The sequence below is a fragment of the Candidatus Polarisedimenticolia bacterium genome (genome assembly GCA_036004685.1).
Classification (GTDB): domain Bacteria; phylum Acidobacteriota; class Polarisedimenticolia; order Gp22-AA2; family AA152; genus DASYRE01.
Genome location: DASYRE010000036.1, coordinates 30,894 through 56,990 on the forward strand (window position 1 = coordinate 30,894; position 26,097 = coordinate 56,990).

At 67.2% G+C, this 26,097-nt stretch carries 19 protein-coding genes; 15 read left to right on the top strand and 4 right to left on the bottom strand.

Annotated elements, in window-relative coordinates; all coding sequences use genetic code 11:
• The first annotated feature begins 107 nt into the window (after positions 1-107).
• Positions 108-842 (top strand): transporter, encoded by a 735-nt coding sequence (locus VGR67_09210; GenBank protein ID HEV8336581.1) that lies wholly within the window; start codon positions 108-110, stop codon positions 840-842.
• Here VGR67_09210 and VGR67_09215 read toward each other — a convergent pair.
• Together VGR67_09215 and VGR67_09220 are read right to left on the bottom strand one after the other, a co-directional pair.
• A complete protein-coding gene (locus VGR67_09215) occupies positions 815-979 on the bottom strand; it encodes a hypothetical protein (GenBank protein ID HEV8336582.1) in 165 nt (54 codons plus the stop codon). The two genes, VGR67_09210 and VGR67_09215, sit on opposite strands and share 28 nt — an antisense overlap.
• Positions 980-1,016: 37 nt before the next feature.
• Complete coding sequence (locus VGR67_09220) at positions 1,017-3,731, bottom strand: serine/threonine-protein kinase (protein HEV8336583.1); 2,715 nt, start codon at positions 3,729-3,731, stop codon at positions 1,017-1,019.
• A gap of 117 nt (positions 3,732-3,848) precedes the next feature.
• Here VGR67_09220 and VGR67_09225 point away from each other — a divergent pair, with 117 nt between their 5' ends.
• The 9 genes from VGR67_09225 (at position 3,849) to VGR67_09265 (ending at position 17,491) form a co-directional block, all read left to right on the top strand.
• Positions 3,849-4,478 (top strand): sigma-70 family RNA polymerase sigma factor, encoded by a 630-nt coding sequence (locus VGR67_09225; protein HEV8336584.1) that lies wholly within the window; start codon positions 3,849-3,851, stop codon positions 4,476-4,478.
• The gene (locus VGR67_09230) at positions 4,475-5,506 is read left to right on the top strand and encodes a FecR family protein (GenBank protein ID HEV8336585.1); all 1,032 of its coding nucleotides are present in this window, start codon (positions 4,475-4,477) and stop codon (positions 5,504-5,506) included. Before VGR67_09225 ends, VGR67_09230 begins: the two co-directional genes overlap by 4 nt.
• A 159-nt stretch (positions 5,507-5,665) precedes the next feature.
• Entirely contained in the window at positions 5,666-8,227 is a 2,562-nt protein-coding gene (locus VGR67_09235; protein HEV8336586.1) for a TonB-dependent receptor, read from the top strand.
• A 168-nt stretch (positions 8,228-8,395) separates the two neighbouring features.
• Complete coding sequence (locus tag VGR67_09240) at positions 8,396-8,896, top strand: DUF2127 domain-containing protein (protein HEV8336587.1); 501 nt, start codon at positions 8,396-8,398, stop codon at positions 8,894-8,896.
• A gap of 198 nt (positions 8,897-9,094) precedes the next feature.
• Complete coding sequence (locus VGR67_09245; GenBank protein ID HEV8336588.1) at positions 9,095-10,204, top strand: efflux RND transporter periplasmic adaptor subunit; 1,110 nt, start codon at positions 9,095-9,097, stop codon at positions 10,202-10,204.
• Positions 10,204-13,287, top strand: a complete 3,084-nt coding sequence (locus tag VGR67_09250; GenBank protein ID HEV8336589.1) for an efflux RND transporter permease subunit — start codon at positions 10,204-10,206, stop codon at positions 13,285-13,287. The genes VGR67_09245 and VGR67_09250 overlap by 1 nt, the downstream gene beginning before the upstream one ends.
• 284 nt (positions 13,288-13,571) lie before the next feature.
• On the top strand, positions 13,572-14,180 hold the full coding sequence (locus VGR67_09255) for a hypothetical protein (protein HEV8336590.1): 609 nt from the start codon (positions 13,572-13,574) through the stop codon (positions 14,178-14,180).
• Positions 14,164-15,324 carry a hypothetical protein gene (locus VGR67_09260; GenBank protein HEV8336591.1) on the top strand — a complete coding sequence of 387 codons (1,161 nt, stop codon included), beginning with the start codon at positions 14,164-14,166 and terminating at the stop codon, positions 15,322-15,324. Before VGR67_09255 ends, VGR67_09260 begins: the two co-directional genes overlap by 17 nt.
• The gene (locus tag VGR67_09265; GenBank protein ID HEV8336592.1) at positions 15,314-17,491 is read left to right on the top strand and encodes an EAL domain-containing protein; all 2,178 of its coding nucleotides are present in this window, start codon (positions 15,314-15,316) and stop codon (positions 17,489-17,491) included. Before VGR67_09260 ends, VGR67_09265 begins: the two co-directional genes overlap by 11 nt.
• A 65-nt stretch (positions 17,492-17,556) precedes the next feature.
• Here VGR67_09265 and VGR67_09270 read toward each other — a convergent pair whose 3' ends face one another.
• Together VGR67_09270 and VGR67_09275 are read right to left on the bottom strand one after the other, a co-directional pair.
• Positions 17,557-18,465: a DMT family transporter gene (locus VGR67_09270; protein ID HEV8336593.1), complete on the bottom strand. Its 909-nt coding sequence runs from the start codon at positions 18,463-18,465 to the stop codon at positions 17,557-17,559.
• Between the two features lie 7 nt (positions 18,466-18,472).
• On the bottom strand, positions 18,473-20,158 hold the full coding sequence (locus tag VGR67_09275) for a trypsin-like peptidase domain-containing protein (protein ID HEV8336594.1): 1,686 nt from the start codon (positions 20,156-20,158) through the stop codon (positions 18,473-18,475).
• Between the two features lie 486 nt (positions 20,159-20,644).
• On the opposite strand from VGR67_09275, the gene boxC reads away from it, so the two are divergent.
• The 5 genes from boxC to VGR67_09300 all read left to right on the top strand — a co-directional run bounded on the left by boxC (position 20,645) and on the right by VGR67_09300 (position 26,091).
• Positions 20,645-22,300 (top strand): 2,3-epoxybenzoyl-CoA dihydrolase, encoded by a 1,656-nt coding sequence (gene boxC / locus VGR67_09280; GenBank protein HEV8336595.1) that lies wholly within the window; start codon positions 20,645-20,647, stop codon positions 22,298-22,300.
• Positions 22,300-23,706, top strand: a complete 1,407-nt coding sequence (gene boxB, locus VGR67_09285; protein ID HEV8336596.1) for a benzoyl-CoA 2,3-epoxidase subunit BoxB — start codon at positions 22,300-22,302, stop codon at positions 23,704-23,706. The genes boxC and boxB overlap by 1 nt, the downstream gene beginning before the upstream one ends.
• A gap of 30 nt (positions 23,707-23,736) precedes the next feature.
• On the top strand, positions 23,737-24,636 hold the full coding sequence (locus VGR67_09290) for a hypothetical protein (protein ID HEV8336597.1): 900 nt from the start codon (positions 23,737-23,739) through the stop codon (positions 24,634-24,636).
• On the top strand, positions 24,633-25,448 hold the full coding sequence (locus tag VGR67_09295; protein HEV8336598.1) for a hypothetical protein: 816 nt from the start codon (positions 24,633-24,635) through the stop codon (positions 25,446-25,448). Before VGR67_09290 ends, VGR67_09295 begins: the two co-directional genes overlap by 4 nt.
• Before the next feature lie 121 nt (positions 25,449-25,569).
• Entirely contained in the window at positions 25,570-26,091 is a 522-nt protein-coding gene (locus VGR67_09300) for a 3-hydroxyanthranilate 3,4-dioxygenase (GenBank protein ID HEV8336599.1), read from the top strand.
• The last annotated feature ends 6 nt before the right edge of the window (positions 26,092-26,097 follow it).

Here is a 26,097-nt window from a genome sequence, read left to right on the forward strand (position 1 = left end):
TTCGAGTCCTCGCGAGCCGCGCTTCGTTGCTCAGAACGACCGGGAGAAGGAGGCTTGTCCTCCTTCTCCCATTTCTATGGTTCGCTCCCCCGGCGCGGGCGGAGGTGGTGGCCGACTTCCGGGTTCTTCCCGCCTATTTCTCCGGAGACTTCGGCAGCGGCATCGAGACCCGCATCTCCTACCTGCCCCTGATCCTGACGACCCAATCCCGGCGCAATGAGCTCAAGGTCACCGTGCCGTTCCTGTCCATCCAGACCGATCAGCCGGTCACCTTCGCCGGCGGCGAAGTCATCCCCTCGGGAGGAGGGGGCCGGCAGACCGAAACCGGCCTGGGGGACGTCGTGATCCAGGACGACTTCTACTTCAAGGAAGGAGGCGGCCGTTCTCCCTGGCTCTTTGCCGGGCTGCGGATCAAGCTGCCGACCGGGAGCGAGGAAACCGGACTAGGGACGGGGAAGACCGACTACGGTCCCGGAGGCGGGATCATCCAGCCCCTGGGAAGCCGGTGGAGCTTGCTGGGAGAGATCCGCTACGTGGTTCGCGGCGATCCGCCGGCAGTCGATTATCGGAACACCCTCTGGCTCAGCGCCGGCACCCAGTGGCGGATGGGCGAATCTTCCTGGCTCAACCTCTTCTACGATCGGGGGGAGTCGGTGATCGAGGGGCGCGCCGCCCTTGAGGATGTGAGCCTGGGCTACGACCGTCAGCTCTCACCGGTCACCCGGCTCCGGACGGCTTTCTTCGCGGGTCTTTCCGAAACCGCCGAAGACTACGGGCTTTCCGTCGGTTTCTCCTTCCGCTCCGCGCCCCGTTCTCACACCGAATCGCCTTCTTCTTCCTGAAGATCCCGCGAGCCCAGCGATTGGCGGCCGTGGACGAGGGCTTCGACCAGGACGGCGATGGCGTGTCGACCTGCGAGGGCGATTGCAACGACGAAGACGCCGACGCGTGGGCTGTAAATCGAGGTGCCCGGCCTCACCGTCAGCGCCCCTCCCGTCGCGGACCTTCTCTCGCGCCTATCCCAACGCCGCGCCGGGCTCGGCGATTTCGTCGCTGAACAACGTCCGTCGGCCTACGGCGACGCGGAAGCCCCACACGGCGATTCCCAGGACGATCAGCAGGACCAAGAGCGTGACCTCGGAATACCATGCCGTCGGATCGACGGTCAAAGGCAGCTGGGTGAGAAGATCCTCCACGCAGCCTCCCAGCACCACCGCGAGGAGTCCCCATCGGAAGAACACGATCCAGAACAGGGCGATCCCGGTCGTGAAGCCGATGAGGAAGGGCCAGGGGTTGTCGGCACCCGGATTGAAAAGAACGAGGGCGAGGGCGCTCATCGCGATGATCGCGAGAGGGGTCTTCCGGAGAAGCAGGCGCAGGACGAGGAACATCGTGATCCCGAAGAACGTCACCTGCACGGTCCGAGTGGGAACGGCTACTACCGCCGTGAAAGCTTGGCGCAGGCCGCGGAGGGATTCGAGCGAAAAGAAGCCGGTCTCCAGGGGCGCTCCCGGGATGCCGAAAGCCAGATGGCTCCATTCGGAGCCCCGCCGAATGAGCGAAGACACCGTCCCGAAGACCGCCGCGATGAGAAGATCCCTGCCCACCAGCGGATCCCTGAAGGCACCGCCGAGCAGGCGTATCCAGGAAACCAGCATGCGGGGCCAGAGTTTTCGAGCGTAGGGCTCCAGGGCGAGGTAAAAAAGATAGGTCAGGCCGGCGTAGTAGAGTGCCCAGGCGAGGTGGCTCATGAAGACGAACACCTCGGCGTTGCCGGGCACGTGCTGGGCACCGGCGAGCCAGAGCAGGCGCGCCCCACCCATGCAGGAGGCCAGGCGCAGCGCGGTTCGGTGATCGCCCCGGCCGAGGCGGACGTTTCGGGAAGCGACGAGCGCGGCCCCCATCAGGGTCACGGCAAACCAGACGCTGCTCACCAGGCCGCGGGCGCGGGCCCAGAAGCTCAATTCCGGCGACCTGGACTCTTCCGGAGCACTCCACGGCGAGATGATCCGAAAGGCGATCGGGCGCCCGCGGTACGAGGCGGCTTCGATCCGAATCTTCGTCTCCGGGGCCTCGGGATAGACTCCCTTCCAGGCGATGCGCCGATCGGCGAAGGATCGCGGCGTCCAGATGGGCTGCACTTCGGTGAACGCTCTTGGATCCAGTGAGGCCGCCGCGAACAAGGGAGTCCAATTCGCATCCCCCGGCGGTTCGGTCGAGTCGCTCCTTTCGGGCGGCACCGCCGCGAAGGACATCAGTTTTCCGGCGGGGGTGAGCTCCACCTGGACCATCCCGGGAAGGGTCGAAGGTGGATCGACATTCCAATTACCGATGATCCCGGCCCCCAGTCTTAGCAGGGGACGCGGGCTCTGTCGATAACAGAAGAGCAGGCCGGGAGGACGGTCGCTCTTCAGGATCTCCCATGGGTCGGGCAAAGCGGGATGTCTTCGCAGGTAGGCCAGATAGTCGTCATCGGCGTGGAACTCGAAGAGGCTGTCCGCCGGCACCTCCTTCCATCCCGCCAATTGGATGGCTTCTCTGGCCTTGTCGGTGAGAGCTTCCGGAGGCTTGCTCAGGATCGATCTGCGGACGAGGACCAGCCGGCCGGAAAGCGCGACGGCGAGCGCCAACGCAATGAGAACCACGGCGAGACAGGCGACGGCCGCGCCGGGCTCGAGACCCTCCGACGGCCCCGCCTCGGCGACGAGCAACGGGGAAGGAGTCTCGCCGGCAGCGATAGCGGCGGCCAGGGGATCGCCGCCGGGCAGGGCGGCGGCCACGCTCAAAGCGGAGCCGGGGCGGTTCTTGGGATCCACCTCGAGACATCGGAGGATGACGCGCTCGACGGCGGGATCGATGTCGTGCAAATGGCTCGAGGGGCTCGAAGGAGGGGTCGCGCGGCGGTGTCCGATTTCGGCGCGGCTCTTGCCCGCGAACGCCGGCTTCCCCGTGAACATCTCGTAAAGGACGAGGCCGAGGGCGTAGAGGTCGCTGCGCAGGGTGGCTGCCTTCCCGTCGAGCTGCTCGGGAGCCATGTACGCCGGAGTGCCGGCTCCGAGTTCGGTCCCCGGCGCGTCGGCCGCCGACGCGAGGCCAAAATCGGTGATCTTGACTTGTCCCCTGCCGTCCAGCATGACGTTGGCAGGCTTCAGGTCGCGATGGAGGATCCCTCGATCGTGCGCTGCCGCCAGACCGGCGCAGATCTGACGGGCGGCCTGGATCGCCTTGTCCTGCGGGAGCCGCCCGATCCGGCGCAGCAGCGACGCCAGGTCCTCTCCGTCGACGTATTCCATGGAGATGAAGTGATGCCCCTCCGCCTCGCCCACGTCATGGACGCGGCACACGTGAGGATGGCTGACGCGCAGCGCCATCCGGACTTCGTTCAGGAACCTCCCGAGACGCCGCGGATCTCCCTCCACCGCCTGCGGCAGGAACTTCAGCGCAACTCGCTGCCCGAGCTTAAGATCGTCGGCGCGATAGACTTCCCCCATGCCCCCCCGGCCCAGAAGGCCGACCACTCGATAGCGGCTGGCGAGTATGGTGCCGGGCGGGAAACGGGCCTCGAGCGGCTCGCCCGGCGAGGACTTCGCCGGCGAGCCCGCGCCCGACTCGGCCCGGCGGACGACGGTTCGGGTCTCGTCCTGGACGTCGGAAGGCAGAGAGCTCCCGCACGTGCCGCAGAAGCGGTGGCCTGCGGGGACCTCGCCGGCGCACGAGGGGCAGCGGATCATGGCCTCAGCATGCCAGAAACGGCGGTTGATTTATAGTCACCGCGAACCATCGTGAGGGGAATCGAAGGATCGGCCGTGATCCATCGCTCTAACAGATGATGAGCTCCCGGAGGCGTCATGGCGGCGACTGAGGATCGCGAGCTGGTCCGACGGATGCTCGCCGGCGAGGAAGAGGCCTTCAGCGTCTTCTTCGAGGGCCATTTCGCCCGCCTCTACCGGTTCGCCCTGGCCCGCCTCGGCCGCGACGACGACGCGGCGGAAGACATCGTGCAATCCACGCTCTGCAAAGCCATCAAGGAGCTGGCCACCTACCGGGGCGAGGCGGCCCTGTTCACCTGGCTTTGCACCTTCTGCCGGCACGAAATCAGCGCCTATTACCGGCGGCAGGGTCGGCTCCGCCCCGAGAGCCTGATCGAGGACTCCCCCGAGATCCGTTCGGCGCTGGAGTCGCTCGCCGCCGCGGCGGATCGGAGCGCCGAAGGCGAGATCCAGCGGGAGCAGATCGCCCGTCTGGTGCAGGTCGCTCTCGACTCGCTGCCCGCCTCCTACGGCGACGTGCTGGAATGGAAGTACATCCAGGGAATGTCGGTACGGCAGGTCGCGGAGCGCATGGAAATCGGCCTGAAGGCCGCGGAATCGCTGCTGACGCGGGCCCGGGAGGCGTTTCGCGAGACGTTCACGGTCCTGCTGGGAAACCCGCAGGCATCTTCGAGGCTTCTATCCCCGAAAGAGCGAGGCGCGCGATGATCGACGACCGACACACACCCGACCCGCCGGACGATTCCCCGACTCCGGGCGAGGAGACGCTCGCCCGCCTCCTCCGCCTGTCGGGACCGCGCCCCGCCGTTCCCCAGGCCAGGGCCGAGCGCGTTCGGGAAGCCGCCCACGCGCAGTGGCGGCGCACCGTGAAGTCCAGGGGACGGCGGAGAAGCTTGCCCTGGCTCGCCGGCGCGCTTGCCGCCGCGGGACTCCTCGCCGTGGCGATCGGTCTGAGGGGACCGCATCCCCTCCCTCCGGATACCTTGGCGAGCGCGCCGGCCAAAGTCGAGAGGGTGGAGGGATCGGTCCGCGGGCCGGATCGGCGTCTCTTGACGGCCGGCGACTCAGTCTTCGCCGGAGCGCCGCTCGAGACCGACGGCGAGGGGCGGGCGGCTCTGCGCCTCGCCACGGGCGCTTCCCTGCGCGTCGACGTGAACACCCGTCTGAAGTGGATCTCGGGGTCCGCCCTGGAATTGCTCGAAGGGGCTCTCTACGTCGACACCGAGGGACGGAGAGGGGGGGAGGATCCTCTCGAGATCGTCACGCGATGGGGCCGCGTGCGGGATCGGGGGACTCAGTTCGAAGTGCGCCTCGCCGAGGCGCGGCTCCGCGTCAGCGTGCGTGAGGGCGTCGCGACACTGAGCCATGCGGGCCGATCGTACGAGGCGCCGGAAGGGTTCCGCATCACGCTCGACCCTCTCGGAGCCCTGCGGACCGAACCGATTCCGCTGCACGGCCAGGAATGGGATTGGGTGCTGGCGATCGCTCCCTCCTTCCGGCTCGAGGGGCGGACGCTCGGAGAGTTCCTGGAGTGGGTCGCCCGGGAGACCCGATGGGAAGTGAGGTTCACCGATCCTTCGGCGGCTGCGAGCAAATCGGGAATCGTGCTTCACGGGTCGGTCGAGGGGTTGCGGCCGGATGAGATGCCGGCGACGGTGCTGCCGACGTGCGGCCTCCGTTCCCGCCTCGACGGCAACACGCTGTTCATCGATTCGGCGGCAGAGACCGGAAAATGAGCACTGCCGGGAGGCGAGCGTCGGTTTTTTGGCATTGCGGCCCGCGGTGCACAATGCCCGGGACTCTGGATGAGACTCTCCACTTGACTCACCTCGGATTCACCGTAAACTCCCCTCTAGAGCTCGCTCACATCAAGGGTCCACGATGCGGATGGTGCCTTGACCCCCAGGCGGCTGCTCCTGTCGATCGGGATCGCCGTGCTCGCCGGAAGCAGCTCCTTCCCGCGGGCCGCTCCCACGGAGGCGCCGAGGTACGCGCAACGCCCGCTCTCGGAAGTGCTTGAAGACCTGCGAACCCGGGGCCTTCACCTCATCTACAGCAGCGATCTCGTTCGGCCGGAGATGATCGTCCGATCGGAGCCGGAGGCGGGAGAGCCGCGCGTCATTCTCGAGCGTCTTTTGGCGCCCTTCGGGCTTGCCTCGGCCGACGGTCCCGGCGGGACGGTCCTCATCGTGCCGGCCGGAGATCCGGCCCCACCTCCAAGCGGCGTCTCCGGGATCGTCCGGGCGCAAGGCGATGGACGGCCCGTCCGGGAAGCGCAGATTCTCGTGGCCGGAACGGAGGTGCGCGGCGCCTCGGGCGAGGACGGCGCCTTCGGGCTTCTGCAAGTTCCTCCGGGCCGGTACACGCTGGAAGTGAAGGCGCCGGGATTGCCGAGGCAGCGCTTCCCGGACATTGCGGTCCTGCCGGGGAAAGTCACCGAGATCCGCCTCGACCTGGCCCTGCTCGCCACGCTGCGTGAGCGCATCCAGGTCGAGTCGGGGCCGGCGCCACCCGGCGGGGATCAGCCCGAGACGCGCCGCTCCCTGAACCATGAGGATCTTCAGCGCAAGTCCCGTCTGGGGGACGACGTCCAGCGCGCCCTCGCCGGCTCCCCCGGGATGGTGACAGCCGACAAATCGGCCGCGCTCGGAGTGCGGGGCGGCGATCCGAGCGAGACCCTGGTGCTGCTGGATGGGCTGGAGATCGACGAGCCGGTCCACCTCCGGGACTTCCTGGGCTTTTCGAGCATCATCGACGCCCGGGCCGTCGCCAGGGCGGACTTTCTGGCCGGGGGCTTCACGGCGGAGTACGGCGATCACTTCAGCGGAATCGTCGATCTCACCACCGTCGATCGCGACAACGCCGATCGGACGCTGGCGAGCACAAGCCTGATCGATTCCGCCCTCCTGACCGGCGGCCCCTTCCGCGACGCCGAGGGAGGGTGGCTCGTCTCCGGCCGGACCTGGTACCCCGACTCCGTCCTCGACATCGTCGATCCGGGCGGGGAGGACATCAGCCCCACCTATCAAGACGTGCTCGCCAAGTTCGATCTTCACGGCAAGGGCGGCTCGCAGCTCGGCGGCGACGTCCTGGCAACGCTTGAGAGCGTCGATTTCGCGAGCGATCCGGGCGATGACAGGGTCACCTCCCGGAACGCCAGCCAGTACGCCTGGCTCCACTTCGACTCGCCCTGGACGGATCGACTCTACTCCAGCACCCTCATCTTCTATGGCCGGGTCGGACGAAGCCGAGCGGGCCGGACGACCGTGGCCGAAACGGGAATGGCGCAGGTCCGAGACGAACGCCTGTTCTCGTCCCAAGGCCTCCGCCAGGAATGGATCCTCCAGACCTCCCCGCGAAGCTCCCTGAAATGGGGGACGGGCGCGAAGTGGATGAGCGCGGATTACGAATACTCCAGCCATTCCGAAGGGATCGCTTCCCTGTTCGGAGGCGCCTCGCCGGCGGCCGATCGCTCGATGATCCTCTCTCCTTCCGGAGCGAGCTACGACGCGTTCCTCACCCATCGAGTGCAATGGACTCCCGCCCTCACCGTCGAGACGGGCGTCCGCTGGGACGCGCAGACTCTGCAGGGAGAGCATCAGATCAGTCCGCGCCTGAACCTCCTGTTCGCGCCGGGCGAGCGGAACGCCGTGCGCGCCGCCTGGGGACGGTACTCGCAATCGCAAACGGTGAGCCAGCTGCCGGTCGAGGAAGGCGAGAGCGAATTCCGCGGGGCGGAGCATGGCGAGCACCGCCTGGTGGGGTTCGACCATTTCTTCCGAAACGGCCTGGCCTTGAGCGTGCAGGCCTATTCGAAGGCGATGCGGGACGTGCGCCCGCGCTATGAGAACCTGCTCAATCCGATTCAGATCTTCCCGGAAGTCCAGCCCGATCGGATCCGGCTGGCGCCGAGCCGCGCCCGCGCCCAAGGGGTCGAGCTGCTGCTCGCCGCGGAGCGGGGCCGATCTTTCTCCTGGTCGGCGAGTTACGCGCTGGCCTCGGCCGAGGACGAGATCGACGGCCGCTGGGTTCCCCGCAGCTGGGATCAGCGGCAGGCCTTCAATTTCAGCCTGAGCTATCGCCGCGGCGATTCCTGGAGCCTCGACCTGGGAGGAGCCTATCACTCCGGCTGGCCCACCACTTCAGTCGCCGCCACAAGCGCGACGGCGCCGGACGGCTCGGTCACGATCGTGCCGGTTCTGGGCCGCCGCAACGCGGCGCGGTTCCCCGCTTATCAACGTCTGGACCTGAAAGCCGGCAAGAAATTCCACCTGGATCGCTCGACGCTCACCGCCTTCGTCGAGGTGACCAATCTCACCGGGCGCGACAACGTCTGCTGCGTCGAGAGCTTTGGATTCACCCCGCAAGCCGATGGAACCGTTCAGGTCGACCGCCGGGAAGGCTTCTGGCTCAGACAGCTTCCGGTCGCCGGCCTGATCTGGGAATTCGGCCGCTAGCCTGGCGCTGCCGCTCCTTGCTCTCCCGCCTCTGTCAAGATGACGGACGGCCACCGGCATCACGAATCGGCAAGAGCCGCTCGCCCGCTGCACATTCTCTGCGAAGGAAGATGGACACGGGCCTTCGTCTTGGGTAATCTCCCCGGTCGCGGAGGCGAGCCGGGCAGAATGCCGACCAGAAAAAGAAAGATCCCCCCAACCAAGAGCCGCAGAGACAAACCCGCCGCGGGGCTGTATACGATCATCGCGGTCAAGCTCCTCAAGAGCCTGCTGCTGTTCGGGATCGCCCTGGGGGTCTACAGCCTGATGGGCGACGATCTCGGCGCGGAGTTCGAGAGGTTCCTGCGCTGGGTGAAGCTCGACCCCGAGCACAAGTTCTTCGCCGCGCTCGGCGACCGGTTCGAGACGATCACTCCCTCGCACCTTAGCTGGATCGCCTCGGGGACCCTGCTTTACGCCCTTCTCCTCTTCGTGGAAAGCGCCGGCCTGATGTTCCGCGCCTCGTGGGCCGGCTGGCTGGCGATCGGCGAGACGGCCTTCTTCATACCGCTTGAGATCCACGAGCTGGTGCGCCGATCCTCCTGGATCGTCTCGTTCCTCCTCGTGGTGAACGTCGTGATCGTCTGGTATCTGACCCGAAACCGCCGGCGGCTGTTCTATCACGGCTGAAGCCGATTTCCACCGGATCATCGAATCGATCTCGCGGGAAAGGGCATCTGAACCGCCGAGCCGGACCCCCCGCCATGGAGGGGTGCGCTCCGCGGTCTATGGCCCCGCCCGGACGTAAAAAGCTGTATCGCCCCGCGCGGCGCGGCGTGGGGCGTTGTAGAATGGGCCATTACTCGAGGTCCTGAAATGGCGAGACGAATGGCAGTCATGCTGCTCGTGATGGCCGGCTTCATCGCGACGGTCGGCTTGTTCAAGTTCCGGCAGATTCAGGCCGCCAGCTCGGGGGCAGGGTTCCAGCCTCCTCCCGAGGCGGTCACGACCCTGGTCGCCCGCGAGCAGCCCTGGGAACTGACGCTGACCGCGATCGGGACGGCGGCGGCGGTCCAGGGGGTCACCGTCAGCGCCGACCTTCCGGGGATCGTCGAGGCGATCACCTTCGAATCGGGAAGGGCGGTCAAGCGCGGCGCAGCGCTCGTGAGGCTCGACGCCCGGCAGGAAAAGGCGCAGCTCACGGCGGCCGAGGCGCAGCGCGACCTCGATCTTCTCAATCTCGATCGGGCGCGCGGGTTGAGGGAGCAGGGGATCACGTCGCAGGCCGACTACGATCGCATTACGGCCGAAACGAAGCAGGCGGAGGCGCGGGTCGGGGAGATTCGGGCGCTGATCGATCGGAAAGTAATCCGCGCGCCGTTCACAGGAATCCTCGGAATCCGCCAGGTGAACCTCGGACAGTACTTGAAAGGCGGCGACCCGGTCGTTCCCCTCCAGGCCATCGACCCGATCCACGTCGACTTCTCGGTGCCGCAGGAGAGCATCGGCCAGGCGCGCGCCGGCCGGGAAGTGCGCGTCGCCGTCGAAGGCCAGCCGGGAGACACGACGGGCAAGATCACGGCCGTGGACTCGGTCATCGACCCGGCCACCCGGAACATCCACGTCCAGGCGAGCCTTCCCAATCCCGAAGCGCGGCTGCAGCCGGGGATGTTCGTGCGGGTCGAAGTGGTCCTGCCGGAGCGCGAATCGGTCGTCGCGCTTCCCGCCTCGGCGGTCCGCTACGCGCCTTACGGGAATTCGGTCTTCATCGTGCAGGACATGAAGGGTCCCAAGGGAGAGTCCTACCGCGGGGTCCGCCAGGAGTTCGTCAAGCTCGGCGGCGGCCGCGGCGATCAGATCGTGGTGCTTTCCGGCGTCAAGCCCGGGGAGGAAGTGGTCACGTCGGGGGTCTTCAAGCTGCGGAACGGCGCCGCGGTCCTCGTGAACAACGAGGTCCGGCCCGCCAACAACCCCGCTCCCAAGCCCGAGGACAGCTGATGTCGATCACCGATCTGTTCATCCGGCGGCCCGTCCTGGCCGTCGTCGTCAACCTCGTCATCCTGATCGCCGGCCTGCAGTCGATCCGCACCCTCACCGTCCGTCAATACCCCCGCAGCGACATCGCGGTGATCCAGGTTTCCACGGCGTACGTGGGGGCGAACGCCGATCTCGTCCGCGGCTTCATCACCACGCCGCTCGAGCGGGTGATCGCGAGCGCCGACGGCATCGACTACATCGAATCGTCGAGCGCGCAGGGAATCAGCAGCATCACCGTCCACTTGAAGCTGAACTACGACACGAACGCCGCCCTCACCCAGATCCAGACGAAGGTGGCGCAGGTCCGCAACGATCTCCCGCCGGAGGCGCAGGCCCCGGTCATCGAGGTCCAGACCGCGGACACGGAGTTCGCGGGGATGTACATCGGCTTCTCCTCCGCGAAGCTGGACCAGAATCAGATCACCGATTACCTCACGCGGGTCGTGCAGCCGAAGCTCAGCGCCATCAGCGGCGTGCAGCGGGCGGACATCCTGGGCGGCCGGACCTTCGCCATGCGGATCTGGCTCAAGCCGGAGCGCATGGCGGCGCTCGGAATCTCCCCCTCCGACGTGCGGGACGCGCTCGCGAAGAACAACTATCTCTCGGCCCTCGGAAGGACCAAGGGGTCGATGGTGTCGGTCAACCTCGTCGCCAACACCGATCTGGAGACTCCCGAGGAATTTCGGCAGCTGGTGGTCAAGGAGCAGAACGGCGCGCTGGTACGGCTCGGCGAGATCGCGGATGTCGTCCTCGGCGCGGAAAACTACGATGAGGACGTCCGTTTCGACGGCCAGACCGCGACTTTCATGGGAATCTGGGTTCTCCCCTCGGCCAATTCGCTCGACGTGATCCGAGCGGTCCGCGGGGCGCTGCCCGGGATTCGGGCGCAGCTCCCCGCGGGAATCAAGCTCGGAGTCCCCTATGACTCGACGCTGTACATCGAGCATGCCATCGACGAGGTCCTGAAGACCCTCTCCGAGACGCTGCTCATCGTCATCATCGTCATCTTCCTGTTCCTCGGATCGTTCCGCGCGGTGCTCATCCCGGTGGTCGCCATTCCCATCTCGTTGATCGGCGCGATCTTCCTCATGCTGATCGCGGGATTCACGATCAACCTCCTGACGCTGCTCGCCATCGTCCTGTCGGTCGGGCTGGTGGTCGACGACGCGATCGTGATGGTGGAGAACGTCGAGAGGCACCTCCACCTCGGCCGGCCCCCGCTCCAGGCCGCGCTCCAGGCGGCCCGCGAGCTGGTCGGTCCGATCATCGCCATGACGATCACCCTCGCCGCGGTCTACGCCCCGATCGGTATCCAGGGAGGACTGACCGGGGCGCTGTTCCGGGAGTTCGCCTTCACGTTGGCCGGGGCGGTCATCGTGTCCGGGATCGTGGCGCTGACCCTCTCCCCCATGATGGGGTCGAGGCTGCTCAAGGCGGGCGACACGGAGCGGGGCTTCGCCGGCTTCATCAACCGCCGGTTCGAAGCGTTTCGGCGCCTCTATGCGCGCATCCTGGCGGGAACGCTGGAATCGAGACCGGTGGTCCTGGTCCTTTGGGTCCTCATCGTCCTGCTAATGGCGCCGTTCTATCTCTTCTCCCAGAAGGAGCTCGCCCCGGGCGAAGACCAGGGAGTCGTCTTCGCGATCGTGCAGTCCTCGGCCAACTCGACGCTGGATCAGACGAGGCTCTTCGCCTCCAAGATGAACCAGGTCTTTCAGTCTTTCCCGGAATCGGCCGGCACGTTCCAGATCATGTCGCCGACCGGCGGTTTCGGCGGCATGGTCACGAAACCCTGGAGCGAGCGGACGAAAACCTCTGAGCAGCTTCGGCTGGAGGCCTCCGCCGCGCTCGCCAAGATCCCGGGAGTGCGGTTCATTCCGCTGACGCCTCCCCCGCTCCCGGGCGGCGGGGGATTCCCGGTCGATTTCGCCGTCGCCTCCACGGCGGAGCCGGCCCAGGTGGCCGAGTTCGCGGATCAGCTCGTCCAGAAAGCCTTCGCGAGCGGCTTGTTCATGTTCGCCGACACCGACGTGAAGTTCGATCAGCCCCAGGCCGAGGTGGTCCTGGATCGCGATCTGGTCCGCTCCCTGAACGTGAATCTGAGCGACGCGGGGGGCGATCTCTCGGCGATGCTGGGTGGGAACTTCGTCAACCGGTTCAGCAGCCAAGGGCGCAGCTACAAAGTCATCCCCCAGGTGAAGCGCGCCGAGCGCCTCAACCCCGATCAGCTCCAGAGCGTCTACGTGTCGGGGCCCGACGGACGGCTGGTTCCGCTTTCCACCTTCGCCACGCTGAAGACGACGGTCGAGCCGCGCGAGCTGAAGCGCTTCCAACAGCTCAACGCGGTGCGGGTCCAGGGGGTGATTCCCCCCGGCACCTCCCTCGATCAGGCGCTCGGGTTCCTCGAGGAGGAATCGCGGCATCTCCTGCCGCAGGATTTCACGGTCGACTACGCGGGAGAATCGCGGCAGCTCCGGACCGAGGGCAGCAAGTTCCTCGGGACGTTCATCCTCTCGGCGATTCTCATCTACCTCGTCCTCGCCGCGCAATTCGAGAGCTTCCGGGATCCCTTCATCATCCTCGCCGGCTCGGTCCCCCTGGCCCTCTCCGGCGCGCTGCTGTTCTCGTTTCTCGGCTTCACCACGCTGAACATCTACAGCCAGGTCGGTCTAATCACACTCGTCGGGCTGGTCTCCAAGAACGGCATCCTGATCGTCCAGTTCGCCAACCATCTGCAGGAGACCGGGCTGGACAAGCTGCGCGCCGTCATCGAGGCGGCCGGAACGCGGCTTCGCCCGATCCTGATGACCACCGCCGCGACCGTCGTCGGCCACCTGCCGCTGGTCTTCGCGAAGGGACCCGGCGCCGGCGCCCGCAACAGCATCGGCATCATGCTGGTCTCCGGAATGATCATCGGGACCTTCTTCACCCTGTTCATCGTCCCCTCCATCTACGTCCTCGTCGCCCGCCGGCACGCGGCCGGGGAAACGGCCGAGCCCCCGCCGGAACCTCCTTTCGCCGAGCCGCAACCCGTCTCCCCCTAGTGTCGCGTCTCAAAAATCATGTTACATTCGGCCCCCGATCCATCCCGGCTCGCCGCGTTGCGCCTCGCTTGCGTACCGCCTTGGGTACGCGACGCTCTGTCGCGCCTTGCGATCCGGGCGCCTCGGCGACCTCGGTGTTAACTAGCCTTCTAAAAGGCAGGTCCGGCGCCCTTCCCACGCGCCGATTACGTTTCTGTATTCCCCGGACCGGGTTGACAAGAACTCCACGGAATCTATGTTTCTGAAGACGCGCCATTCCGTGTCGGCTCTGAAGGATGACCTGGATGAGCATCTTCTCGCGCCCGGCGGCCCATCACTCCCGCAATCCCGTCCGAGCGAACCTCACCCCGGCCGGCGGGCGACCGGTCGGGACGGCGCGGCGGCGAGGCTCGCGATTTCGCGCCGGGCTGCTTCTTCCCTTGATGGCAGTCGTGTCGAGCTGCGCGCACCCTGTTGTCCAGTCGCCGTCCCTCCCCTTCGAGCAGCATACGCTTCGCATTCACCTTGACGTCGATCGCGACGGCTTTGCGGCGCTCTCCGCCTATGAGCCGCTCACCGGCCGCATCGGACTCCGGCAAATCCTGGAAGCCGAGAAGATGTGGCCGAGAGTCGGGAAAAAGAAGATCAGCGTGCAACTCTTGGTGCATTACGGGCGCTTTTACGTGGTCGCCGAAGGCTTCAAGGCGGTCTGGGAGATTACTCCGAAGCCCGGCACGGGAGAGGCGTCCTTCCGTCCGGCCGCCTCGCTCGGCGATCGCGCTGGGGTTCCGGCACGAGGCGTGCGCCTGTCGCGTTACGGCTCGGCGGGATTGTCGTGCCTCCGGATCGACCGCGAGAATGGACCCACCGTCTACATTACCTCCCTCGGGCAAGCTGATGACCATTGCCATTAGGGGGGCCGTCGCCGGCGGCGTCACGGCTTGGATCTTGGGGAGCGTCCTCTCGGCGGGCGCTGGCGCGGGAGCGCCCGATCCGAATCCGATCTATCAGAGGGTCCGTCAGGACCTGCAACGAGGGGACCTGGAGGGCGCGGCGAGGAACGCCGCGAAGCTGCGCGACCTGATCACCCGCCATCCGGAATGGGACCCCGACCGCGTTTTCGCCGAGGAGCTCCTTCCGCCGCTGGCGGCCCGGCTCGGCCATCTCCGCCGCGCGGCGGCGGAGCTCGACAAGTTCACCCGGCGCGCCTTGGAGGCTGAGATCCCTCCCCCGATCAGCGACGGCCTCGATCCGGCGCGCGCCTACGGCGACTGGGCCGCCTCGACGATCGACCAACTGCGCGCCGAGCGCGCCGCCCTGATAGGGAGCGCTCTTCCCGCCGCCGACGATCGGGCTCTCCTGGCCAGAACGGAAAGCTACGGGCGCAGCCAGCAACTCCTTGACGCCGAGATTCTCCGCCGAATGCGCCAAGCGGTGGAAAAGGAGATCGAGCGACGCCCCCAGGATCGACGGCTGCAGACGATGCACGATCGGCTCGATCAGATCAAGAAGGGGGTGATCGCCTCCGCCGTCGAGCGGGACCGCGTCGGCGTAGAGATGAAGGGCCTCCGCGACAAGCTGAAAACCTATGAGGGCGCCCTCCTCGGTCTCCTGTTGGACGGCGGCGTGCCCGCTTCGAGCCCGGCGAGCGCGGATTCCGGAGGCATCGCGCCGTTTTTCGGCGAACTCCTCGATCGGGAGATCGAAAGGACGCGCTCCCAGGCCCCCCGGAATCGCCAGGAATCGGTCGATCGCCGGAAGAATCTCGAGCGCTACCGGCTCTTCAACCGCGTCCTTGCCGACGCGGGATTGATCGACGATCAGACGGAGCGCCTCGACCGCCTCGCGGCGGCGATCGAAGCCCCCGCGGGACGAAAATGGCTCTCGGCTTCCTTCCCGGCCGGGCCCGTCGCCGGATTCCTCGTGGCCGCCGCCCTCGCCCTCACGTGGATGATCGCGAGACACCGGCGGCGAGGCATGGGTAAGCCGCTGCTCCGGAAGCCTTCCTCCGAATTCAACGGCGCCGGGCGGGACAAGGACGGCGCGGATGCAGCCTGATCGCCTCCCGCCCTGGAGGCGTCACCTCGAGAAACTCGGCCATCAGATGGTTGCCGGGGCCGCCGGGACTCTGTCGCACGCCCGCCCGGCGCTTGGGTCCCGGACCGCGCTGTACGCGGCGTGCGGCTTCCTATTCGGGTTGAGCCTGACACTCGGCGGCTATCTGGTGGATTTCTACGCCCTTTACCATTCCCTGCCGCGGAATTTCGGTCTCGCCATCGTCGAGGGATTGCACGAGGTCACCCCGGTCCACTACTTCACCGACGGATTCGCCCTCCTCCTCGGGATCGCCGGCGGGATCGTCGGGCGGCTCCATGACAGGCTGCGGTTCTACTCCAACCATCTCGAGGAGCTGGTCTCCGCGCGAACCGAAGATCTCCGGCGGAGCGAGGAGCGCTATGCGCTCGCGGCGCGCGGCGCGAACGACGGCCTGTGGGACTGGGATCTCGTCACGGGAGAGGTCTACTATTCGCCCCGCTGGAAGCTCCGTCTCGGCCTGAAGGACCAGGAAGTGGGAGCCGACCCGGAGGAGTGGCTCGGCCGGCTGCATCCGGAAGACGTGGACAACGTCCGAGCCCGCATCCAAGGCTATCTGGCGGGAGGCACCGCCACGTTGACCGCCGAATATCGCATGCGTCACGCGGACGGCTCCTACCGGTGGATGCTCGCTCGCGGAATGGCGGTGCGCGACGGGAAGTCGGGCACGCCGCTCCGGATGGCCGGCTCGCAGACCGACATCGACGAGCGCAAGAAGCTCGAAGAGCAGCTGATGCACCTCGCGCTTCACGACCCCATGACGGGTCTCCCGAATCGCGCTCTTCTCCTGGATCGCCTGCGGCACGCGTTTGAGCGGGCGAAGAAGCGGAGACAGGACAGCCTGGCGATCATCTTCCTGGACGTGGACCGTTTCAAGAACATCAACGACTCCTTGGGCCACTACCTGGGCGACAGCGTCCTTAGGGAGATCGCGCAGCGCCTCGCCGAGTGCCTGACGGAATTGGGACAGCGGAAAGCGAAGCCGGGCGCCCGAGGTCTCGGGCGCAAGCGATCGAGCTGGACCCTGGCCCGGATGGGGGGAGACGAATTCACCGTGCTGATCGAGGAAATCGATTCCCTGCGCGACGCCACGGAAGCCGTGAAGCACATCGAATCCGCTTTCATCGAGCCGATCCTCGTCGAGGGCCGGGAGCACTTCGTCACCCTCAGCACCGGGATCGTGATCGGTCCCGCGGGATACGAACACGCGGAGGACCTGCTGCGGGATGCGGACACCGCGATGTATCGCGCGAAAGCCGGCGGACGCGGACGTTGTGAGGTCTTCGACCAGAAGATGCTGACCATCGTCCGGGAGCAGCTTCGGCTCGAGACCGATTTGTACCGGGCCCTGGAGCGGAACCAGCTCTATCTCGCCTATCAGCCGATCGTGGACCTGCGCAGCGGCCGGCTCGTGGGGGTGGAGGCCCTGGCGCGATGGAATCATCCGGAGCGGGGCTTGATCCATCCGGAGAAGTTCATCCCCATCGCGGAGGAGACGGGCCTGATCCTGCAATTGGGACGCTGGATCCTTCGGGAAGCCTGCCGCCAGCTCCGGCGTTGGACGGAAATGTCGCCCCAGGCGCGGGATCTGGAGATGAGCATCAACCTGTCGCTCCGCCAGCTCTACGGCCCCGAGCTCGAAGCGGAAGCGATCGCCGCGGCGGCGGACACGAGACTCGATTTCCGGAGTATCCATCTCGAGATCACCGAGAGCCTCTTCATGCAGCACCCCAAGGTCGTGGCCCGCGCGATGGCGCGCCTCAGAAAGCGAGGATTCAAGGTCTCCATCGACGACTTCGGAACGGGCCATTCCTCGCTGGCGATGCTTCACAAGCTCCCGGTCGACTCGCTGAAGATCGACCGCACGTTCGTGACCCAGCTGGGGCAAAGGAAGGAAGCGCGGCACATCATCGAGGCGATTCTCCGCCTGAGCGAGGCGCTGGGCCTTCAGACCGTCGCCGAGGGGATCGAAACCAAGGAGCAGCTCGAGAATCTGCAAGACATCGATTGCCCCCTCGGCCAGGGACACCTCTTCTCCCCCCCCGTGAAGAGCGAGATCCTGGAGCCGCTCATCCTCTCGGACGTCCCGATCGTTGCCCCGGTCGCACGCCGGCGACGATCGGCGGGCTGAGGCCTTTTCATCCCGTTTTCGACGTGCGGTCCCATGCTGAAAAGACCCTTTTCCTCGCGGCTCGATCAGGCTCCTCTTCGTCCCAGGATGGCCAAGCCGATCCCCGCGAGGATGAGGCCCGAGGAGAGCGCGAGACGCAGGGTGATCCCCTCGGAGAGAAACAGGACCCCCGCCATCGCCACGAGCACCGGGACCGCCAGCTGGACGATGGCGGCCCGCGTCGCCGTGAGCCCCTGCAGCGCGGCGTACCAGAGGACGTAGCCCAGGCCGGAGGTGAGCGCGCCGGAGACGACGGCGAGCAGGGCGCCCCGGACCGACCACCGCGACGACGGCCAGACGAGGAGTCCCACGCCAAGCGCCGGAACCACGGCGCGGGTGAAATTGCCGCGGGTGGCGATCAGGACCTCCTTTTGCCCGCGGCCCCTCAGCGAATAGCCCCCCCACGCGATTCCCGCGGCGCCCATCAGACCGAGTCCGGCCCAGGAGGGCGCCGTCCATCCGGGAAGGAGGAGACCGACGAGGCCCCCGAAGGCGAGCGCCAGGCCCGCCCATTCGAACCGGCCGGGGCGCTCTCCCAGACGATGACCCGCGGCGATCATCGTGATCTGGACGGAGGCGAAGAGGACGAGGGCTCCCGTCCCGGCGCTCAGCCTCAGATAGGCGAAGGAGAACGCCGCGGCGTAGAGAAAGAGGAGGAGGGCCTCGTTCCAGGATCCGCCGGGGCCGTGATGGCCTCGCAGCGCGGTCAGGAGGCCGAGCGCCGCCGCTCCCGAAGCGAGGCGCAGCGCCGTGAAGCTCCCGGCGTCGATCGCGGAGCCGCGCAACGCCAGCCGGCAGAGGACGGAGTTCGCCGCGAACGCCGTCAGGGCCAAGACCGTCAGGACGGCGGTGCGGGCCGCCGGCCCGGGAGCAAAAAAAGGGGCGGGAGCCGTTCGCTCCCGCCCCTTTTCCCCGGGCAATCCCGGAGTGATCATACAGTGCTTACTTGCAGGTCTTCCCGCCGTTCGGGCCCTTGCACCGGTTCGAGCAGCACTGCGAGTTGCTGGTGCAGGAGGCGCCAGCGGGGCTGCAGCCGCCCGAGCAATTCGGGGCGCCGGAGCAGTTCGAGTCGGCGCAGTCGGTCGCGCCGTCGCAGTCGTTGTCGATTCCGTCGTTGCAGACCTCGGTCGTCGGCGTGCACGACGTCCCGAGGAAGGGCTGGACCGACGAGAAGTAGAAGGCGAACGCGCCGTCGACCGTGGCGTTGTTCACGTTGTCGCAGGCGTTGTTGACGTTCGTGCCGCACGCTCCGGAGAGCTGGCCGACGATCTGGCCGGAGCCGTTCACCACCGGCGAGCCGCTGCTGCCGCCTTCCGTCCCGGCCGTCGTCGTCCGGCTGTAGATCCTCTCGCCGCGGGGCCAGCCGGTGCAGGTGGGAGCGGAGGTGTCCACGTGGCCGTCCGAATAGGCCTGAGGCGCCCATGCCGGATGGCTGATGCGGTAGAGCGACGCGTTGTTGGTATTCGCCACCGGAGTGCTGTTCCACCCCAGGAACACGGAACCCGCGGGAGGAGTCTGGTTCAACTGCAACAGCGTGAAGTCGCCCGCACTGCCGGTGGCCTTGACGGTCGCGCCCAGCCGCTGGATCCCGCCGGGGTTGGTCTGGCTCGGACAGTTCGTGCTGCCGCAGGCGATGCTGAACTGGAAGTATTCCTCGAGGTTCCCGGCGACCGAGTTGGAGCTCAGGCAATGGTTCGCTGTCAGGAAGTAGGGAATCTGGGAGCCCGAGTCGGAGTCGGCGATCAGTCCGCCGGTGCAGGTGTAGATGAACGCGCCCTGGATCCACTGCATGAGGGCCACGGCGCTCTTGGCGGGTTCGGCCGGAGTGCCGTTGTGGCAGGAGGCGTTCTCGATGCAGGAAACGTTGAAGCTGCAGAACGACTCGGTGGCGGCGACCAATCCTTCTGTGAACTTCGGTCCGACGTGCCCGACTTCGGAGATGCTGAAGGAGATCCCCTTGAGATCGGCGGCGCCGTTCGGCCCCTCGTGACGCAGGAGGACCACCCCTTTGGACCCGAAGACGCTGTTGGTCCAGAACTCTCCGTCACCTTTCGGACCTCGGTCGGAGTAGGGACCGAAAGCCTGGCCCTCGGCGTTGAAGAAATAGAGGTCGGCATTCGGGGGAAGGTTGACGTGCTCGAGGTGCGCCCGCACGGCCCCCGCTCCCGCCGACTCGATGGCCATCGCCCAGACGAACCCGCCGTCCGAGGTCGCCTGGAGCAGGCCGCGGCCGACTTGCCTGGGGGTGGCGGAAAGAAGCGCCGCGTCGACGCTGGAGAAGCGGACGTTTTCCAAGATCGGCTTGGTCCGGCCGACGACGGCCGGCCCGTTCTTCTCTTCCTGCCGCCGCTGGAGCTCGCTGCGCTCCTGAGGAGTCAGACTCACCAGCACGGCGCGATCCAGGACACCGGCGGGCATTTCCTTCATCAGCCAGCCGTGAAGAGTCGACATCTGGGCGGCGTACTGCTCGGCTGTGATCCCTCCGACCAGAGTCTCGGGGGGAACGCTCTTGTAGGAATTCCCTGCGGCGCCGCTGGCAGGACCCGTTCCGACGAGCGCCATCGCTGCGACGGCCGCGACCCCAAGAAATCTCCAGGCGCTGGATTTCCTAGCGAGACGACGCAACATCAATGCCTCCTGTGAAAAGGGTTGGGTTGAAAACGGGAGGACAATACGTGGGTCAGACGCGGAGCGACGGACGTTGTGAGAGCGGACGGGGAATCGAGGGAGGGGAAGCTTAGGAGGTCGACTGGCGCCAGGCGCGCGCGGAAGGAAAGGAAATCTTCCTGGCTCCGACAGGAGCAGTCGATCGACAAACCCCACCTCACCCCAGAACTATGGTTCTGCCCCCCCTAAAGGGCAGTGGGCATCGGGAAGCGGCTACTATCTACGACGGAACCACTTGGCAGTCAACAGAAATCAACGGGCCCCCAGAAAAAGAGGCCGGGGAAGACTTTCCCGGGCGCGCCAGCCATGCTGCCCCGGCATTTTTTCAGGGCCGCGCCGGCCTATCGATGAGTCATCAGCATTTCAGCTCCCCGGAAGGCGCCCGCTTCGGGGGACCCGGCTGAAAATCTGCTAGAGTATTCGGGAATCCTCACGAAGGAGAGCCGCGTGGGCCACGAAGTGTCCGACCAAACTCCTGTCTCGTTCGAAACCGACCCGTCGCGCTACCGGCATTGGAAGCTCTCCTTCGAGGGCCCCGTCGCCCGGCTGATCATGGCCGTCCAGGAGAAGGAAGCGCTCCGCCCGGGCTACGAGCTGAAGCTCAACTCCTACGATCTGGGGGTCGACATCGAGCTCGCCGACGCGATCCAGCGGCTGCGCTTCGAGCATCCCGAGGTGCGCTGCGTCGTCGTGAGCAGCGATCGGGAGAAGATCTTCTGTGCCGGGGCGAACATCCACATGCTCGCCTCGTCCGACCACGGGTTCAAGGTCAACTTCTGCAAGCTCACGAACGAGACCCGGCTGGCGATGGAGGATGCCTCGCGGCACAGCGGGCAGCGCTATCTCGCGGCGCTGAACGGGACCTGCGCCGGGGGGGGCTACGAGCTGGCCCTGGCGTGCGACGAGATCGTCCTGGTGGACGACGGCAACTCCGCCGTCAGCCTCCCGGAGACGCCGCTCCTGGGCGTTCTGCCGGGAACCGGCGGCCTGACGCGGCTCGTCGACAAGAGGAAGGTGCGCCGGGATCTCGCCGATCTTTTCTGCACGGTGGCCGAGGGGGTGAAAGGGAAGAGGGCGAAGGAATGGCGCCTGGTGGACGAGGTCGTCCCGCGCAGCCGGTTCGACGAGTTCATCGCGAAGCGCGCCCAGGAGCTCGCCAAGTCCTCTCCCGCCCGCGCCTCGGAGGGGATCCCGCTCCATCCCCTGGCGCGCGAAATCGGCGAGGATCGAATCGCCTACGAGCACCTCCTTCTCGAGCTGGACCGCGAGGGGAGGCGGGCGACGCTCACCGTCCGCGGCCCCGCCGGGGATCTCCCCTCCGACGCGCGCTCCCTGCGGGCGCTCGGGTCGGCCTGGTGGCCGCTGGCGGCCTTCCGGCAGCTGGACGACGCCCTGTGCCACCTCCGGGTGAACGAGCCGGCGCTCGGCCTGGTTCTCCTCAAGACCGAGGGAGACTTGCAGCGGATGATCGCGCAAGACGAGATCATGTTCCGCCTGAAGGAGGACTGGTTCGTCGGCGAAGTCCTCCTCCTGATGGCCCGGACCCTCCGGCGTCTCGACCTGACGGCCCGATCGTTCTTCGCGCTGATCGAGCCGGGGTCGTGCTTCGCCGGCTCCCTGTTCGAGCTCGCCCTCGCCGCCGATCGCTCCTATATGCTCGACGATCCGAAGCGTCCCGGCGCCGTGGCCCTGACACCGGTGAACGGCGGCGCCTTCCCGATGTCCCACGGCCCGTCGCGCCTGCAGACGCGGTTCCTCGGAGAGCCGGAGCGCCTCGGCCCCCTCCTGCGGGAGTCGCGGAGCTACGCTCCCGAGGAGGCGCTGCAAGCCGGACTCGTCACCGTCGTGGCGGACGACATCGACTACGAAGAGGAAGTGCGGCTGGCGGTGGAGGAGCGCGGCAGCCTTTCCGCCGACGCCTTGACCGGGATGGAGGCGAACCTTCGATTCCCCGGGCTCGACAACTGCGACAGCAAGATATTCAGCCGGCTCTCGGCGTGGCAGAACTGGATCTTCCAGCGCCCGAACGCCGTCGGCGAGAAGGGGGCGCTCACGCTCTACGGCAAGCCCGGGCGGCCCAGCTTCGATCCCAGGAGGACGTGATGCACCTGCACGAGAAAATCCCCAACAACGTCAACCTTCACGAAGATCGCAAGCTCCTCCGCGCCCTGGAGAAGTGGCAGCCCAACTATATGAAGTGGTGGCAGGAGGCCGGTCCCGCCGGGTTCCAGGCCGACGACATCTACCTCCGCACGGCGGTGTCGGTCGGATCGGAGGGATGGGCCCATTTCGAATACGTCAAGATGCCCGACTACCGCTGGGGCATCTTCCTGGCGCTCCCGGGAAAGGATCGGCGGATCCCCTTCGGCGATTTTCTCGGAAATCCGGTGTGGCAGGAAGTGCCGGGGGAGTTCCGGAACTCGCTGCGTCGCATCATCGTGACCCAGGGCGACACGGAGCCGGCCAGCGTCGAGCAGCAGCGCCGGCTCAGCAGCTCCGCGCCGAGCATGTACGATTGCCGGAACCTCTTCCAGGTCAACGTGGAGGAGGGCCGGCACCTGTGGGCCATGGTGTACCTCCTGCACGCCCATTTCGGGCGGGACGGGCGCGAGGAGGCCGAGGAGCTCCTGGAGCGACGCTCCGGCGACTTCGACAAGCCGCGGATCCTCACCACCTTCAACGAGCCGATCGACGACTGGCTCTCCTTTTTCATGTTCACCATGTTCACCGACCGCGACGGCAAGTACCAGCTCCTCGCCCTGGCCGAAAGCGGCTTCGATCCGCTGTCCCGCACGACGCGCTTCATGCTCACCGAAGAGGCCCATCACATGTTCGTCGGGGAGACGGGGATCGGCCGGGTGGTCCGCCGCGCCTGCGAGCTGATGAAGCAGGATCCGAACGAGGACGCGCGGGCGCAGGGGGGGATCGATCTGCCGATGCTCCAGAAGTACATCAACTTCTGGTATTCGGCGAGCCTCGACCTCTTCGGCGGCGAGATCTCCTCGAACGCGGCCGACTATTTCGCCTCGGGCCTCAAGGGCCGGGCCAAGGAGGAGCGTTACGACGACCACGTCGCTCTGTCGGGCCATTACGATCTGGAGATCCTGGAGGAGGGCGCGCTGGGCCACAAGCTCGTGCCGATGCGCAATGCCATGAACGAGGTGGTCCGGGACGCTTACGTGGAGGACAACCAGCGCGGCGTGGATCGCTGGAACCGGATCATCCGGGAAGCGGGGATCGATTTCACCCTGCGGCTGCCCAGCCGCCGCTTCAACCGCAAGATGGGGATCTACGCCGGACACGACTTCGATCCGGAGGGCAAGCCGATCACCGACGTGGAGTTTAATGCCCGCCGGTTCGAATGGCTGCCGACCGAAAGCGACCGCACCCACGTCCGCAACCTGATGCAGCCGGTGCTGGAGCGCGGCAAGATGGCTCATTGGATCGCGCCGCCCGCCGCGGGGATCAACGGAAAACCGGTTGATTTCGAGTACATCCGCAAAGCCTGACGGCGGCACCGTGCCGCCCGCGGAGGCCGCATGACCAGCCGGCGCCGCCCGCCGCGGCGGATCCCGAAGTCGCGAGCTATCGTCCCGCTCGCCCTCCTCGCCGGACTCCTCGCGGCCGGCGCGGCCGCCTCCCCTTCCGCCCGGGTCCTGGTCGTCTGCTCGCCGGGCTCCCCCGGCACCACCGGCGACGCCCAGCCGACGATGGACGCTTTCGCCCGGGCCGCTTCCCGGATCTCCGGCCTGCAGGAGGGATCCCTCGAGGCGGTCTATCACGAGACCGCCGAGGGAGGCTTCGAGCGACTCTCCCAGCCCGACGCCGCGTTCGCGCTCGTTCCGCCCGCTTTCCTGGCGCGCTTCGGGGAGGAGCTGAAGCTCGAGCCGCGGCTCGAGGCCGTCTCCGAGACGGGCCAGCCGGAAGTCTGGAGCCTCGTCGCGCACAAGGGACGCCTCGATTCGCCCGCCGCCCTGGCGGGTTGGGAGGTGACCGGCGCGCCGGGGTTCGCCCCCGAGTTCGTGCGCGCCGTCCTGTTCAAGGGATGGGGGACGCTGCCGGGCCAGGCGCGGATCACGTTCACCTCGCGCGTGCTTTCCGCCCTGCGCCGCGCCGCCGTCGGCGAGCCGGTGGCCGTTCTCCTCGACACGGCTGGAACCGCCTCGCTGGCCACGCTCCCCTTCCGGGACGATCTGGTGATCGCCGCCCGCTCCGCTCCACTGCCTCCGGCAATCCTGTGCACCGTCGGAAAGCATCCGTCCCCGGCGCCAGCCGACGCGCTCGTCAAGGGGCTGGCGCGCCTGGGCGAGAGCCGCGAGGGCTCGGAGGTCCTCAAGTCGCTCCGGCTGTCGCGCTTTGCTCCCGTGAAGCGCGAGTTGATGCCGGGGCGCCTCGACCTGCCGGACAAGAACAAGAAGAAGGCGGCGGCGAAGCCTTGATCTCCGGATGGAGAGCCTTCGCGGTCCCGCTTCTCCTGGGGTGCGCCGTCCTCCTGTGCGATTGCGCGAGCGCCCTGAAGCCGCCCGGGACCCTGCCGGGAGCCGGCGGGCCCTCACCGTCGCCGGAGGAGACGCGAAGTCTCCTGGAGCGCGCCCGCGCCCTCGACGCCCGCCGCAATCTCGAGAGCGTCCGCGAGGCGGCAGCTCTCTTCCTCGCCGCCGCACGCAGCGGCGCTTCCCGGCTCGAGGCGCTGGAGGGCTCCGCGCGGTCGCAGATATGGCTGGCCGGCCACGAGCCCGACCCGGCGGGGCGCGAGAACGCCGCCACGGCCGCCGTGCGCTCGGCGCAATGGTGCCTCGAGCTCTCCCCCGAGAGCGCCGCGTGTCACTACTGGCTCGGCGCGGCGCTGGGAGTGCAGGCCCGCGAGAAGCGGAGCACGGCGCTCGACGCCCTCCCGCGGATCGAGCAAGCGTTCCTTGCCGCCGCCGGCAAGGATCCGGGCCTGGAGGAAGCCGGACCCGATCGCGCCCTGGCGCTCCTCTACCTCCGGGCCCCTGCCTGGCCCTCCGGACCGGGCGATCCGGAGCGGGGCCTGGACCGGGCCCACCGGGCCGCCGCCCTCCGGCCCGGATATCCTCCGAATCATCTCGTCCTGGCGGAAGCCCTGTCCAAGGCAGGGGACGCGAAAGGCGCCCGGGAGGAATACGCGAAGGCGGCGGAGCTGGCCGGGAGGGCCGCGGGGGATCCCGACGCGCCGGAATGGATCGAAGAAGCGGAGAAGGGGCTCTACGCGCTGCGCGGCGGCCGGTGACCCGCCCGGGCGCGCCCGGCGCGACGTTCGGGCGATGGGTTGATCCCGGAGGGCCAGTCATGGTAGGAATCAGCGGAAACTCGCAGCAAGCCGGTGCTTTCGGCCCCATGGAGGAATCGCCATGCCCCCTCTCGCCCCCTACAACCTGAAGGCTTGGATCGAGGAGAACCGCCATCTGCTCAAGCCGCCGGTCGGAAACAAGATGGTTTGGCGGGATTCCGAGATCCAGGTGATGATCGTCGGCGGCCCGAACCGCCGCAAGGACTACCACGTCGACCCCGGCGAGGAATTCTTCTACCAGATCGAAGGCGACATGACGCTCCGGATCATTGAAGACGGCGCGCCCAAGGACATCGTGATCCATCAGGGCGACATCTTTCTTCTGCCCCCTTACGTCCCCCACTCGCCCCAGCGCGGCGCGAACACCGTCGGCATGGTCATCGAGCGCCATCGTGCCGAAGGAGAGAAGGACTCGCTGCGATGGTATTGCGAGGAATGCGGCGAGATCCTCTACGACTCCTCCTTCCAGCTGGTGGACCTCGGGACGCAGCTCAAGCCGGTCATCGAGAGCTTCTGGGCCGACGAGAAGCTCCGGACCTGCCGCAAGTGCGGGACGATCATGATGCCGCCGGCCCCGGCCTGACGGCCG